At 58.9% G+C, this 15,083-nt stretch carries 9 protein-coding genes; 5 read left to right on the plus strand and 4 right to left on the minus strand.

Features of this window, described 5'->3' with window-relative positions; translation table 11 throughout:
* From msrB to BU28_RS0118025, 4 genes are all read right to left on the minus strand, one after another.
* The gene (gene msrB / locus BU28_RS0118010) at window positions 1-444 is read right to left on the minus strand and encodes a peptide-methionine (R)-S-oxide reductase MsrB (RefSeq protein ID WP_028720652.1); all 444 of its coding nucleotides are present in this window, start codon (window positions 442-444) and stop codon (window positions 1-3) included.
* A gap of 329 nt (window positions 445-773) precedes the next feature.
* Window positions 774-2,129: an IS1380-like element IS1247 family transposase gene (locus BU28_RS0118015; protein ID WP_006473457.1), complete on the minus strand. Its 1,356-nt coding sequence runs from the start codon at window positions 2,127-2,129 to the stop codon at window positions 774-776.
* Between the two features lie 119 nt (window positions 2,130-2,248).
* The gene (locus BU28_RS0118020) at window positions 2,249-3,583 is read right to left on the minus strand and encodes a site-specific DNA-methyltransferase (RefSeq protein ID WP_028720653.1); all 1,335 of its coding nucleotides are present in this window, start codon (window positions 3,581-3,583) and stop codon (window positions 2,249-2,251) included.
* A complete protein-coding gene (locus tag BU28_RS0118025; RefSeq protein ID WP_028720654.1) occupies window positions 3,580-4,842 on the minus strand; it encodes a site-specific DNA-methyltransferase in 1,263 nt (420 codons plus the stop codon). The genes BU28_RS0118020 and BU28_RS0118025 overlap by 4 nt, the downstream gene beginning before the upstream one ends.
* A 619-nt stretch (window positions 4,843-5,461) precedes the next feature.
* Between BU28_RS0118025 and BU28_RS0118030 the strand changes: the two genes are divergently transcribed.
* Genes BU28_RS0118030 through BU28_RS0118055 form a run of 5 tightly spaced genes read left to right on the plus strand, consistent with a single transcriptional unit; the run spans window position 5,462 to window position 14,971 of the window.
* Window positions 5,462-8,680: a helicase-related protein gene (locus tag BU28_RS0118030; protein ID WP_028720655.1), complete on the plus strand. Its 3,219-nt coding sequence runs from the start codon at window positions 5,462-5,464 to the stop codon at window positions 8,678-8,680.
* The gene (locus BU28_RS0118035; RefSeq protein WP_028720656.1) at window positions 8,677-9,438 is read left to right on the plus strand and encodes a DUF4391 domain-containing protein; all 762 of its coding nucleotides are present in this window, start codon (window positions 8,677-8,679) and stop codon (window positions 9,436-9,438) included. The genes BU28_RS0118030 and BU28_RS0118035 overlap by 4 nt, the downstream gene beginning before the upstream one ends.
* A 15-nt stretch (window positions 9,439-9,453) precedes the next feature.
* The gene (locus BU28_RS23730) at window positions 9,454-11,472 is read left to right on the plus strand and encodes a site-specific DNA-methyltransferase (RefSeq protein ID WP_036763525.1); all 2,019 of its coding nucleotides are present in this window, start codon (window positions 9,454-9,456) and stop codon (window positions 11,470-11,472) included.
* Complete coding sequence (locus BU28_RS23735) at window positions 11,472-11,987, plus strand: gamma-glutamylcyclotransferase family protein (RefSeq protein WP_036763528.1); 516 nt, start codon at window positions 11,472-11,474, stop codon at window positions 11,985-11,987. Before BU28_RS23730 ends, BU28_RS23735 begins: the two co-directional genes overlap by 1 nt.
* Window positions 11,984-14,971 carry a type III restriction-modification system endonuclease gene (locus tag BU28_RS0118055; protein ID WP_028720659.1) on the plus strand — a complete coding sequence of 996 codons (2,988 nt, stop codon included), beginning with the start codon at window positions 11,984-11,986 and terminating at the stop codon, window positions 14,969-14,971. The genes BU28_RS23735 and BU28_RS0118055 overlap by 4 nt, the downstream gene beginning before the upstream one ends.
* The last annotated feature ends 112 nt before the right edge of the window (window positions 14,972-15,083 follow it).

Genomic DNA, 15,083 nt, shown 5'->3' on the forward strand with positions numbered 1-15,083 from the left:
TTAGGCCTCCTCTACCTGGTTGAGATATTCGCCGTATCCCTCGGCCTCCATCTCATCGCGAGGAATGAAGCGAAGGGACGCTGAGTTGATGCAGTAGCGCAGACCGCCGCGGTCGGGAGGACCGTCGGGAAACACGTGGCCGAGATGGCTGTCGGCGTGCACCGACCTGACCTCCGTCCGGACCATGCCGTGCGCGCTGTCCCTAACCTCGTTCACGTTTGCTAGCACGATCGGTTTGGTGAAGCTCGGCCAGCCAGAACCCGAATCGAATTTGTCCGTCGAAGCGAACAGTGGCTCTCCCGACACAATGTCGACGTAGATGCCCGGCTCCTTGTTGTCGTTATACTCGCCCGTGAAGGGCCTTTCGGTGCCCGACTCCTGGGTAATCCGGCGTTGTTCGGGGGTCAGGCGGTGGACTGCTGTCTGTGACTTTTCAAACTTCATGATAGTCTCCAATAATTATATAGAGGGCCATGCAAACTACCGGTTAATTTGTCGGTCATTGCTTCAACTATCGCAGTGCGGCTTAGATTTATCCAATACACTGTGCGTCCTGCATTCCCCAAGTGGCGTGTCGTTTGAGGTGAAGATCGCCTGTATCCGAGCGCTAGACAAGGATTTTCTGCCGCAAGCGGCACCTGCGGTCGCGCAGACTGCTGGATCTGGACGGATCAGACCGCGAAGCCGCTGTTTCCTTGCCCAGGGGCGGCGTTTTTCAGCGCAGCGGACAGATCTGTCCAGCCGCTTTCGTTCAGTTTGAGCGTGGATCGCGATCATGCGCATAGCGGTGGCGCTCGCAATCGGCGGATAGCGGCGAGGATGGCGCGTACCATCGTGCCGGTGACAGCGACCTCGGCCAGCTGGAAGGTGATGGTGCGGGCGTGACGGACCACACGTGCCCCGATCTTGATCAGCTTCAGTTGCAGGCTGGTCAACGACCAGTCGGCCATGGCCTCGGGCAGCTCGATGCAGCGCAAGAAGGTGGCCAGGTTGTACGCCAGGGCGTGCAGTTGCAGCCGCACCTCATTGTCGCGGAACTTCCGGCACGACAGCCGCGTCCAGCGAAAGGCGTATTTGCCCTCTTTGATGTGCTGCTCGGCGGTGCCGCGCTGGTTGTAGAACCGCACCACCCAGTCCGGCTCCATCGGCAGGTTGGTGACGATGAAGCCGACACGCGGGAACAGTTCGCCCGGATGCCATTCGATCTTGGCGATCACCCGGCGTTCCTTGTCCCAGGACGCCGCCTGATACTCGAATTCCTCGAAGAACCGCTTGACCTTGGTCAGTGACGGCCGCCCGACAGGGCGCGTTAGCCGATGCGCGATCTTGTCCTTGAGGACCGCGTTTGCGGGCAGCCGGATGGCGTAGAAGAACCGCGCTTCTTCCAATCGCTCATAGATCGCCGGGATCGCGTAGGCAGCATCGGCCCGGAAGAACCTGCCACCAAGGTCGCGCTCCGCGTAGCGCGCAATGACGGGGTCGAGAACATCACGCCAGCCATCGGCGCTGTGGACGTTGCCATGGCGCAGGGCGCAGCGTTCCAGCATCCCGAACTGGTTGAACAGAAAGTTGGGGTGATAGCAGCTACAGTCGAAATGGCCATTCCAGGCAGACCCTTCCTGGTCGCCATGGGTCGGGCTGACCGAGCTGTCCATGTCCAGAACGATGTACTTCAGCCCGTTACGGTCATGGAACCGGTCGATCCATTGCCCGTTCAGGTCGGCCAGCGCGGCACGGTTCCCGGCCAGAGCCAGCGTCTCGGTCTCGAACCGTCCCATCTGCGATGCCGAGGCCGCTTGTGCATCGACCGCTCTGCCGCCGACAACTTGGCGCATGACCGGATCGCAGGCGAGACGGTTGGCGTCGTTGACATCCTCGTATCCGGCCAGCCGCCCAAAGACTGATTGCCGGAACAGGCCGTCGAGCCGATGGACCGTGTTCTTGCCAGAGCGAGTATCGCGCAGCGCCGCTGACGCCAAATCGGACAACCCGAGCGCGTCATCAAGCTCGCGCATCACCAGAAGGCCGCCGTCGGAACTGAGCTGCGTGCCGCGAAATTCCAGCCGCACGCGAGGGTCGAAATCCACCCGATCTGCCCGTTGCAAGCCCGCACCCTCTGGGTGATCCATGAAACGCGCCCCTCGCAGCCTTCAACACCATGTTTTATATAGGAAATATAATGGTCAGGACAGCGAAATCAGCGCCTTACTTGGGAAATGTGGGTTTAGATGAAATGGCTCATCATCAGTCAATCATATTGTGCAACAGTGGCAGTCCTGCCCGTCGCCATCTCCCACCGGCGCACGGCGACGTCGCAATAGGCCGGGTCCAGTTCCACCGCGCGGCAGCGCCGCCCGGTGCGTTCCGCAGCGATCAGCTGGGTGCCGGAGCCGCAGAAGGGTTCGAACACCAAGTCGTCGGGATTGCTGAATGCCTCCAGCACCGCCTCGGCCAGCGCGACGGGGAACACGGCCGGGTGCGATCCGGCCGCGCCCAAGCCCCCTTTGTGGCGCATGATACGGAACACAGAGTCCGGAATGCGGTGGCTCTGGATCGCGTTGCCGGTGCCGGTCTTGGCGGGGACGGTGCCGTCGGCCCCGCGTAGACCACCGCCGCCGAGAGTTTCGCCCGCGTGCTTGGACGGGACGGTCTTGTGCGGTTTGCGTGGGCTTCGGTTGAAGTGGAATATGAACTCGTGCGACGGGGCCAGGCGGCCGTTCCAGTCGCCCGGCAATCCCGGCCCCTGATCCCAGACATACCAACCAAAGCGCCGCCAGCCAGAGTTGCGCATCCATTCCACCCATCCTTCCCAATAGGGCTGCCATTCACTGTCGCGATGCACGAGGCCGAGATTGACCAGCAGCTGGGCATCGGTCGTGACCGGCGCTGCGCTGAAAACGCCCTGCATCAGCGCATCCCAATCCCCGACCTTTTCCTTGGCGGCGCCGTAGTCCCGCTGCTGCGCATAGGGCGGCGAGGTGAACATCAGCGTGGCCTGTTCGCCCTGCATCAGACTGGCGACGATGGCTGGATCGGTGGCATCGCCGCAGCACAGCCGATGCTTGCCAAGCGCCCAGATGTCGCCCGGCTTGGTGATGGGTTCGGCGGGCGGGGCAGGGATGGCATCGGCAGCGTCGTCGTCGATCAACGTCCTGTCGTCGTCGCCCGCGTGCAGCAGGGCGTCCAGTTCATCCTCGGGGATTCCGATCAGCCCAAGGTCGAAATCCTCAGCCAGCAGCGCCTGAAGTTCCTGCAGCAGCAGGGCCTCGTCCCAGCCGCCCAACTCGGTCAACTTGTTGTCGGCGATGCGATAGGCCCGGCGCTGCGCTTCGGTCAGATGGCCCAGCACGATGACCGGAACCTCAGTCAGCCCAAGATGCGCGGCGGCCAGGATGCGACCATGGCCAGCGATCAACTCCCCGTCGGCGGCCACCAGCACCGGCACGGTCCAGCCGAACTCGGCCATGCTGGCGGCGATCTTCACGACCTGACCGGCGTCGTGGGTCTTGGCGTTTCGGGCGTAGGGTTTCAGCCGGGCGAGTGGCCAATGTTCAATCCGGCCCGGCAGCAGGGGCGCGTTCATGCGGCCATTCTCTTCGCCTTCAGGTCGGCGAAGCTATCGCCGGTTTCCACCAGCACGGCCTCCTGGCCGGTAAATGACTGCCAGCGCTCCACGGCCACGTCGACATAGGCCGGGTTCAGTTCCACGCCAAAGCAGACACGCCCCGTCGTCTCGGCCGCGATCAGCGTGGTGCCGGAACCCATGAAGGGCTCGTAGACCGCCTGACCCGGGCTGGAATTGTTCAGGATCGGCCGTCGCATGCATTCGACCGGTTTCTGCGTGCCGTGGACCGTGTCGGCGTCCTGATCCCGGTTGGCGATCTGCCACAGCGTCGTCTGCTTGCGGTCCCCGGCCCAATGGCCCTTGCCCTTGGCGCGGACGGCATACCAGCAGGGTTCGTGCTGCCAGTGATAATCGCCTCGGCTGAGGACCAGCCGGTCCTTGGCCCAGATGATCTGCGAGCGGATGGCGAAGCCTGCAACCAAGAGGCTTTCAGCAACCGTCGCCGCGTGAAGCGCGCCGTGCCAGACATAGGCGACATCGCCCGGGAACAGTGCCCAAGCCTCGCGCCAATCGGCACGGTCGTCATTCAACACCTTGCCGGTGCGCTTGGTCTTGGCCGCTCCTGCCTGGTTGCGCCAGCTTGGGTCATACTCCACGCCGTAGGGCGGGTCCGTCACCATCAGCAACGGCTTCACGTCGCCGAGCAGCCGCCCGACGACATCGGCGGAGGTGCTGTCGCCGCAGATCAGCCGGTGCGATCCAAGCTGCCAAAGGTCACCCGCCACCGAGACCGGGGTGACCGGTAACTCCGGAACGTCGTCCTCGCCCTCGACGGGGCCATCGCCGCCCAGCGCATCGGGATCCCGCAACAGCGCATCGAGATCATCCTCGCTGATGCCTAGCAGCGTAAGGTCGAAATCCTCGGCCAGCAGCCCTGCGATCTCGTCGCGCAGCATTGCCTCGTCCCATTCGCCCAACTCTGTCAATTTGTTGTCCGCGATCCGGTACGCCCGGCGCTCCGCTTCATCCAGATGGCCAAGCCGGATCACCGGCACGTCGGTCAGCCCCAGCATGGTCGCGGCCAGAACCCGGCCATGACCCGCAATAAGCTCGCCATCGTCGGCCACCAAGCAGGGCACGGTCCAGCCGAACTTGGCCATGCTGGCGGCGATCTTGGCCACCTGGTCGTCACCGTGCATTTTGGCATTGCGGGCATAGGGGCGCAGCCGGTCGAGAGGCCAAGTTTCAATCTGGCTCGGCGCAAAGACAAGGTCCATGGGTGGGGTTCGGATCCGGGGCAGGGCGGACAGACCAATGCAAGCCCCGGCAAACGCCGGTTGCTGTGTCAGGGTCCGCGATGGGGGGGAAAGCAAAAGCGCCCGCGAGGGGTTTCCTCCGGGCGCAACTCTTCGACAATCAAGGGGTACGTCAAGGGGGCTAGAAATGTCAATACATTTTGTGGCGTAGAATCAAGGTGTTCTGCCGATCTGGCCTGAGGGTGGCTTCCGACGGTGGCTTTTCTGGCCAAAAGAACCCACCAAGTGGATTCCCTGGCTTCCAAAAGGAATCCATTCTGGCCACCGATGCTGTCGGGTAAGGTTCTGAAATTGAGTCACAATTTCCCGCAGGGCCGCCGGGGTGGCTTCCAAGTGGATTCCCCGGTGAAAAAGCCAGTCACTAGAAAAGTGGCGCGCTAAGCCCCCCCGTATACGGATCGGGCCAGGGAGGAACCATGCCGGGGGGGTGGGGTCCAAAGTATCTCTGGTGACGATTGTGTCCGCATCGATGGTCTTGGTCCTAACGCTTTGTGTTGACCCGATATCTTCTGCACTTAGTAGTGGAGTTGGGATTCGGCGCAGCACGCGCGCCAACAGGACTGTGGTGGAGTAGAAACGCATGAAGCTTATCAGTAACAGCGGGAGAGAACGTGCGCTCGATGAGCTGAAGTCGTGGCCGACCGAAGGCTCGACCATTGATGTCATGTCGCCTTCCTTCTCTGTGCACGCATTTGACGCGGTGGCTGATCAGCTCGAGCGGGCAGGAAAATGCCGAATGATACTCGGACATAGTGATGTTGTAGCTGACGGGCTCTTTGGCGGTGCAGAGGAAACAGCCCTCCGTGCAAGGCTAAAGGGTCGTTGGCTCGCCGGGCGGGCCTCGAACTGGTTGAAGAAGGCAGTTGAGGTTAGACACACGAAGGCCGTGCCACCTCAGTCTTTGATTGTCGGTGGGCCGTCCTTAGGGCGAAAAGCACTGCTGGGATCCTGCTCCTTCTCGACCGAAGGTTTGGGAATCACTCCCGGCGCTGAGTTTGGCATCGTCCAAGTCGCTGAGAACGTGCACGAAGCTGAGACCTTCGGGGCATGGTTTGAAACGCACTGGAATGGTCTTGGTGCAGGTTCCCATCCGGGCGGGCAGCTGGTTGAACTTTTGGATGAGGCCGCGTCACAGCGCCCGCCTTCACTGCTCTATTTTCAGGTTCTCTATCAGCTCTTCAAAGACCTTGGCGACGAACTGGATGAGGAGCGGATTATCAAATCTGCCACTGGCATCCGAAATGCTGTTGTCTGGAACAAGCTTTTCCGTTTCCAGCGCGACGGCGTCGTCGGTGCAATCGACAAGCTAGAGCGGATCGGTGGGTGCATCATTGCCGATAGTGTCGGCCTTGGCAAAACCTTCGAAGCACTTGCTGTCATCAAATATTACGAGTTGCGGAATGATCGCGTGCTTGTGCTCTGCCCCAAGCGGCTGCGGGACAACTGGACTCTCTACAAGGCCAACGACCGACGCAACATCCTTGCCGCTGACAGGTTCAACTACGATGTGCTGAATCACACCGACTTGTCGCGCGATGGTGGATCCTCGGGCGATATCGATCTGTCGCATGTGAACTGGGGCAACTATGACCTGGTCGTCATCGACGAGTCACACAACTTCCGCAACAAGGCGACGCACAAGGACCGTGACACCCGCTACGACCACCTGATGAAGCGGGTGATCAAGTCGGGCGTAAAAACCAAAGTGCTGATGCTGTCTGCCACCCCGGTGAACAACCGCCTCGCAGATCTGAAAAACCAGATCGCCTTCATGACCGAGGGCGATGATCTTGCTTTGAGCAAGCACGGTATTGCCAGCATCGAGGCCACCATCCGGAAGGCGCAGGCGCAGTTCAACAAGTGGCTGGACCTTGCAGATGCTGACCGTCGTCCGTCACGTCTGATGGACATGCTGGGCTTCGACTATTTCAAGCTCCTCGACCTGCTGACCATTGCCCGGTCGCGCAAGCATGTTCAGCGCTACTATGGGACGGCCGAAACGGGGCAATTTCCAGAGCGTCTTCGGCCATCGAACATCAAGGCCGATGTAGATCTGTTGGGTGAGTTCCGCCCGATCCGGGAGATCAACAACGAGATCAGGCGGCTGAACCTTGGGTCATACACGCCGCTCCGTTATGTCCTGCCGAACAAGCAGGCGGCCTATGATGAAAAGTACAGCACCAAGATCAGGGGCGGAGAGAGCTTCTTCCGCCAGGTCGACCGGGAAGAAAGCCTCATTCACCTTCTCCGCGTGAACATACTGAAGCGCATGGAAAGCTCGGTGGCGTCGTTCGCACTGACCATCAAACGCCAACTGACCGATGTCGAGGCGCTGCTGGCCAACATTGATGCCCACGACGAAAGTGTCAGCGAGATCAGTATCGATGACCTCGATGTGGATGATCCCGCGTTTGAGTCTCTTCTTGTGGGCAGAAAGGTCAAAGTCCTGCTGCAAGACGTTGATCGTGTTCGCTGGCGGCAAGACCTCGTCGAAGATCGCAATCGGCTGGCCACGCTGTTGTCTGCGGCGCGGGCCGTCACGGCCGACCGCGATGCCAAGCTGGAGGCATTGAAGCAGGTCATTGCGCGCAAGATTGAAACGCCGATCAACGCGGACAACAGAAAGGTGCTTCTGTTCACCGCCTTTGCCGATACCGCAGAGTATCTTTACCGCGAGCTTGCGCCTTGGGCTAAGACCGCGCTGGGCATCAACACCGCTGTCGTCAGCGGAACTGGGGCGAACAAGACCACGGTGCGCAACCTGCGGTCAGATATGGGCACTATCCTCAGCGCGTTTTCGCCCCGGTCGAAGGAGCGCCCCGTCGAGCTTTCGGAAGAGGGGGAGATCGACTTCCTGATCGCGACCGACTGCATTTCCGAAGGCCAGAACCTGCAGGACTGCGACTTTCTGATCAACTACGACATCCACTGGAATCCGGTGCGCATCATCCAGAGGTTCGGCCGGATCGACCGGATTGGATCGACCAACACCCAAATCCAGCTGGTCAACTTCTGGCCCAATATGGAGCTGGATGAATACCTTGATCTTGAGTCCCGTGTCAGCGGTCGCATGGTCCTGCTCGACGTTTCGGCCACCGGCGAGGAAAACGTGATCGAGTTCCAGGCTGGCAATCAGATGAACGACCTCGAATATCGCCGTGCGCAGTTGCAGCAGCTGCAAGACACGGTGATTGACCTGGAAGACCTATCCAGTGGCGTGTCCATCGCCGATTTGACGCTGAACGACTTCCGCATCGATCTGTCGGGATACTTGCGCGACAACAAAGATCGGCTCGATGCTTTGCCATTCGGCACCTACGCCGTCACCTCGACCGCGCCCGACACTGGAGCGGGGCCAGAGGCCTCCATCCGGCCCGGCGCGATTTTCTGTCTGCGGGCTGTCGGTGAAGGTGCCGATAAAGCGGCCGAAGCGGGCTATCCGCTCAGCCCGCATTTCGTCGTTCATGTCAGCGACGACGAAGAAGTGCTGCTACCCTATACGCAGGCAAAGCAGGTACTAGACCGGCTGAAGAAGCTCTGTATCGGGCGCGACCTGCCGGATGCAGAGGCGTGCCAGCGCTTTGACAAGATCACGCGGATGGGTCGCGACATGGAGCCTTACCAGAAACTCCTCGCGCGTGCCGTCTCTTCTATTGTTGGCAAAAGCCAAGAGCGCGCCGTCGCCAGTTTGTTCTCACCGGGCGGCACCCATGCGATGAAGGGCGAGTTTGCCGGGATCAATGATTTTGAGGTTGTGGCCTTCGTCGTGATCTTGCCTGACGGCGAGACGCCTGCGTGACGGTGCCGGCCAGCATATCGAACGTGGTCGAAGCATTCGGCCTGCCGCCCAGCGCACGGGTTGATATGCGCGTGCCAAAGAAGATGCTGGCAGAACAGGGCGCGCCCACGGCAGCCGATAAGCGGATCATTCTGGACGGGATCGACGAATTGCAATGGTTCGCGGCCTGCAAGCCCACGACCATCGGCGTGCCCAGCTTCAAGGATGAAGCCCGCGAATACCTGGAGATTGCGGCAGTCGGCTGCGCCTTCCGGCCCGAGGCCAAGACGACCCGGCTGATCGAACTGATCCACCGCGCCATCCCCTATCCTGTGCTGCTTATCACTACGGATGCCGAAGGCGCGGCCTTGTCGCTTGCCCACAAACGCCCGGCAGAGCGCGAGGCGGGGCGGATCGTCATCGACCGGGTTGTCAGCACCGGGCCGATTGGCTTCACCGAAGTGGATCAGGCCTTTCTGGCAAGCCTTGCGTTGGTGCGCCAACCCCGGCACAACTTGAATACGCTTTACGATGGCTGGCTTGCGCGAGTCGAAGCGTTGCAGGCTGCAAAGGTGTCGGGCGTTTATTTGGCGACCGATGACAACGATTCAGTCCAGCGACGGCGCGAGGCGTTGGAAAACCATACCCGGCTGCTGCGCGAGATTGCCTTGTTGCGCGCCAAAGCCGGGCGCGAAAAACAGATGAAGGGGCGTGTTGATCTGAATTTGCAGATCCAGCGCCTGCAGGCCGCACTTGCGGACCTGAAGACAGACCTTTGAGAACAGGAAGACCCGATGCCCGAGATTGAAAAACTGACGCAGAACGACCCCGAAACCCAAAGCGCCGATATCGTGGCGGGCAACGTGGCGGCGCTACAGGCGCTGTTCCCCGAGGCGTTCAGCGAAGGCCGGATCGATTTCGAGGTGCTGAAACAGGTGCTTGGCGGCGCTGTGGATGACCGGGAAGAAAAATACGGACTGAACTGGCACGGCAAGCGGCGGGCGCGGCAGATCGCGCTGACGCCCTCAACCGGAACGCTATTGCCTTGCCCGCAGGACAGCGTGGAGTGGGACACCACGCAGAACCTGATGATCGAGGGTGACAACCTGGAAGTGCTGAAGCTTTTGCAGAAAAGCTATGGAGGCCAAGTAAAGCTCATCTATATCGATCCTCCCTATAACACGGGCAAGGACTTTGTTTATCCAGACGACTTTAAAGATAGCATCTCAAACTATCTCCAAATTACTGGCCAAGCAGACCTCGAAGGAAAGCGAGTTACATCAAATACAGAAAGCTCTGGCAGATTTCACACTGACTGGTTGAACATGATTTATCCAAGGTTGAAGCTTGCGCGCAGCCTATTAAGGGAAGACGGCGTAATACTCCTGAGCATCGATGATGTCGAACTTCCGAATGTTAGGCGCATCATGGACGAAATTTTCGGCGAGGAAAACTTCATTGCAACCCTAGTATTTGACCGAAATCGAAAGAATGATGCAAAGTACTTTTCTGTTGGCCACGAGTACATGGTCGCGTATTTTAAGAATGAGCAAAAGCTTTCGGATCAAAAGATCATCTTTCGAGGTGATAAAGAAGGTGTCGACGAACTGAAGATTGAGTTCGAAAGATTGCGAAAAATTCATGCAGATGATTGGGATGAAGTCAGAAATGGTATCTTGGAGTGGTATTCCAAGATCGATGATGACGATCCGAAGCAGCCACTGACACGTTTCCGCAAGGTGGATCAGAGAGGGCCATACCGCGACGATGGGAACATTAATTGGCCAGGCGGTGATGGACCTAGATATGAAGTGCTGCATCCAGTTACCAACCTTCCGTGTAAGCTTCCAATAAGCGGTTGGCGCTATCCCACTTCTGTTAGATTTTGGGAAGAAGTGGATCGTGGAAGAGTTGTTTTCGGACCGGATGAGACCACCGTTCCTCGTGTAAGAACGAACATCTTTGAAAATTCTGATCAGGTCATGATAAGTGTTCACTACAGCTACGCGCAAACGGCAGCAAACCAGTTCAATTCTCTATTCGACGGGCATCGGGTCTTTGATAACCCTAAGCCAGTTTCTGATTTGTCTCGACTCGTATCCTATTTGTGTGATCCGGATGATCTGGTTATGGATTTCTTCGCGGGCAGTGGGACTATGGGGCACGCTGTTATGGCGGAAAATGCAGCGAGAAATGCGCAACGAAAGTATATCCTCGTGCAGCTTCCGGAGCCGCTTAGTGCGGAAAATTCTGACCAAAAAATCGCTGCTGACTTCTGTGCTGAGCTTAAAAAGCCTTCAAACATCGCAGAAATCACTAAAGAGAGACTGCGCCGCGCCGGGAAAAAGATCCGCGAGGATAACCCGATGTTTTCTGGAGATACTGGCTTCCGCGTCTATAAACTCGCGTCATCGAATATCCGCGCATGGGAGCCCGTCGCCGCAGATCTCGAGAACACCCTTTTGGCCCATGCCGAACACCTCGTCCAAGGCCGAACCGAGGCCGATATCCTCACCGAACTGCTGCTGAAGCTCGGCCTCGACCTCTGCGTGCCGATTGAGCAACAGCAGATCGCAGGCAAGGCGGTGCACTCCATCGGCGCAGGTGCGCTGATCGCCTGCCTGTCTGACGGCATCACCCGCGACGTGGCCGAGGAACTGGGCATCGGCATCGCCGCCTGGCGCAAAGCATTGAACCCCGCCGTGGACACCCGCGTGGTGTTCAAGGACTCCGGTTTCGCCGACAACGACGCCAAACTGAACATGGCCGCCATCCTGACCCAAGCGGGCATCACCGACATGCGGAGCCTGTAATGCCCAGCGCTCCCATCATCACCTTCGCTTACGGCTCAAACATGCCCACCGCCCGCATTCGCGCGCGCTGCCCTTCTGCCGTTGCCATGGGCGTTGCGGAGCTGCGCGGCTACGAGCTTCGCTGGCACAAAATCAGCAACGACGGATCAGGCAAAGCTGACATTGTCATAAGCGAAGCCGCCGGAGCGTCCGTGTTCGGCGTGCTTTACGAGATTTCAGCTGACGACAAAGCGGCCCTAGATAGCGCAGAAGGGCTTGGCCAAGGCTATGACGAGGTCGAGGTCGTCGTTTATCACAAGGGCGTTGCGACCACCGTTACCGCCTACAAGGCAACCAAGACGAACCCAAACCTGAAGCCTTATACTTGGTACAAGGCGCTGGCCGCGTTTGGTGCCAGAGAACATGAGCTGCCCGATCCCTATATCGCCCATATTGAGGCCGTTCCGGCGGTCGAGGATCCGAAAGAGGATAGGCATAAGAACAACATGCTCCTGATCACCGGGGGACGAACATGAAACTCCATTTTGAATCCGACCTCGACTATCAGCACGCTGCTATCGAAGCGGTCTGCGACCTGTTCCGCGGCCAGGAAACCAACCGCACCGAATTCACCGTGACCCGCGCTGCGGGTGGTGATGTGCAGGGCGAACTGGGTTTGGTGGAAAGTGAGCTTGGCATCGGGAACCGCCTGACCCTGCTGGATGACGAGATCATCGGCAACCTGAAGGAAATCCAGCTGCGCAATGGCCTGCCGCCCTCGGCCGGTCTGAGTTCGGGCGATTTCACGGTGGAGATGGAGACGGGCACGGGCAAGACCTATGTCTACCTGCGCACGGTGTTCGAACTGAACAAGCGCTATGGCTTCACCAAGTTCGTGATCGTGGTGCCGTCGGTGGCCATCAAAGAGGGCGTGTACAAAACGCTGCAGATCACCGAGGCGCACTTCAAGAGCCTCTATTCCGGCCAGCCCTACGATTACTTCCTGTATGACTCGGCCAAGCTGGGGCAGGTCCGGAATTTCGCGACCAGCCCGACGATCCAGATCATGGTGGTGACGGTCGGCGCTATCAACAAGAAGGACGTGAACAACCTTTACAAGGACAGCGAAAAGACCGGCGGCGAGCGGCCCATTGACCTGATCCGTGCGACGCACCCGGTGATCATCGTGGACGAACCGCAAAGCGTCGATGGCGGTTTGGAAGGGCGCGGCAAGCAAGCGTTAGATGAAATGCACCCCCTGTGCACGCTGCGCTATTCCGCCACCCATGCGAACAAGCATCATATGGTCTACCGGCTGGACGCGGTGGACGCCTATGAACGCAAGTTGGTGAAGCAGATCGAGGTCGCTTCGCTGGAAGTCGAAGGCGGGCACAACAAGGCCTATGTACGGTTCATCTCTGCCAGCAACAGCCGAAGCGCCGTGACGGCAAAGGTCGAGCTGGACAGGGCCGAGGGCAAGGCCGTGCGCCGCAAAGAGGTGACAGTCCAGGACGGCGACGATCTGGAAGAGGTAACCGGGCGCGCGATCTACAAGGATTGCAGGATCGGCGAGATCCGGGTGAGTGGCGCAAATTCCCTGCTGGAGGTGAAAACTCCGGGGGCGGAGGAATTTCTAGGCGTCGGTCAGGCGGTGGGTGATGTGGACCCAGGCGCAGTCAAGCGGCTGATGATCCGTCGCACGATCCATGAGCATCTTGAAAAGGAAAAACGCCTGGCCCCGCTCGGTGTCAAAGTTCTGAGCCTGTTCTTCATCGACGCGGTCGATCACTACCGGTCCTACGATGAGGCCGGGAACCCGGTGAAGGGCAAATACGCCCTGATGTTCGAAGAGGAATATCGCCGCGCCTCGAAGTTGCCGGATTTTGTCAGCCTGTTCGCAGAGGTCGACATGACTTCAGAAGCGCAGGATGTGCATGATGGATACTTCTCGATCGACAAGAACAAGCGATGGACCGACACGGCCGAAAACAACCAGGTCAACCGCGACAGTGCCGAACGCGCCTATAACCTGATCATGAAGGACAAAGAGAAGCTTCTGGGCTTCGGCACCAAGCTGAAGTTCATCTTCTCGCACTCGGCACTGAAGGAGGGCTGGGACAACCCCAACGTTTTTCAGATATGTGCCTTGCGTGAAATGGGGACCGAACGGGAACGGCGACAGACCATAGGGCGTGGCTTGCGCCTTTGTGTTAACCAGCAAGGCGAACGGCTGCGTGGCTTTGAAATCAACACGCTGACCGTCATCGCGACCGAAAGCTACGAGGAGTTTGCCGAGAACCTTCAAAGGGAAATCGAGAAGGATACCGGCATCAAGTTCGGCATCGTCGAGAAGCACCAGTTTGCGGCCATTCCGGTAACGAAGGCTGATGGATCGACTGGCATGCTGGGCTTCGATGATTCCGCCGCCATTTTCGACCATCTAAAGGCTCAGGGGTATGTCGATGCAAAGGGCAAAGTGCAGGATACCCTTCGCAAGGCGCTGAAAGACGGAAAGCTTGACCTGCCAGAAGCCCTGCGGCCACATCTAGGCGCGGTGCGCGATCTGCTGAAGAAGGTAGCGGGCAAACTGGACATCAAGAATGCCGACGACCGGGTGGTAGTGAAAACGCGCCAAGCTGTTCTGGAAAGCCCGGAGTTTCAGGCGCTGTGGAACCGCATCAAGCACAAGACCACGTACCGCGTCCATTTCGACAATGACAAGCTGGTCGCCGACTGTGCCAAGGCAATCGGAGACGGGCCGCCAGTTTCCAAGGCTCGGGTGCGGATCAGAAAAGCTGACCTTTTGATCGGGCAGGGCGGCGTAGAGGCGAAAGAGCGCGACAAGAACAGCGGCACAATCGTGTCGATTGAGGAGGGCGACATCGCGTTGCCTGATGTCTTGACGGAGTTGCAGGATCGCACGCAGCTGACGCGGAAGAGCCTCGTCAACATCCTCACAGCAAGCGGGCGGTTGAACGACTTCAAGCGCAACCCTCAGGCGTTTATCGAGATCGCAGCCGAAACCATCAATCGGACCAAGCGTTTGGCGCTGGTGGACGGCATCAAGTACCAGAAGATCGGCGAAGGCGAATATTACGCCCAAGAGCTGTTCCAGCAGGAAGAGTTGATGGGATACCTGAAAAACATGCTTCAGAACGCAACGAAATCAGTTTTCGAGCACGTGATCTACGATTCCGGTGGTGTCGAGCGAACCTTTGCAGAGCAGCTCGAGAAGAACGAGGCCGTGAAGATTTACGCCAAGTTGCCTGCGTGGTTCAAAGTTCCAACTCCATTGGGAACATACAACCCAGACTGGGCGGTTTTGGTTGAAGCGGCCGGCGAGGAACGGCTCTATTTTGTTGTAGAAACAAAAGGAAGCCTCTTTGCAGATGACTTGCGCGATGTGGAAGCTGGTAAGATTGCTTGTGGACAACAGCATTTCGTAGCCATCGGCCAAGGGCCCAATCCTGCAAAGTATGTCAAGGCCACGAAGGTCGACGACCTCATGGCCCATACATGAAGGTCAGTGACCTCGCTCGACCAATCACCATGAATGTCAGTAGGAAGCCCATGTTGTTGCCCAGATCCACGGCGAGCCGATGGCGCTGGCACGTGACTCTGTGTCGTTCAGC

The sequence above is a fragment of the Paracoccus yeei ATCC BAA-599 genome (assembly GCF_000622145.1).
Taxonomy (GTDB): domain Bacteria; phylum Pseudomonadota; class Alphaproteobacteria; order Rhodobacterales; family Rhodobacteraceae; genus Paracoccus; species Paracoccus yeei.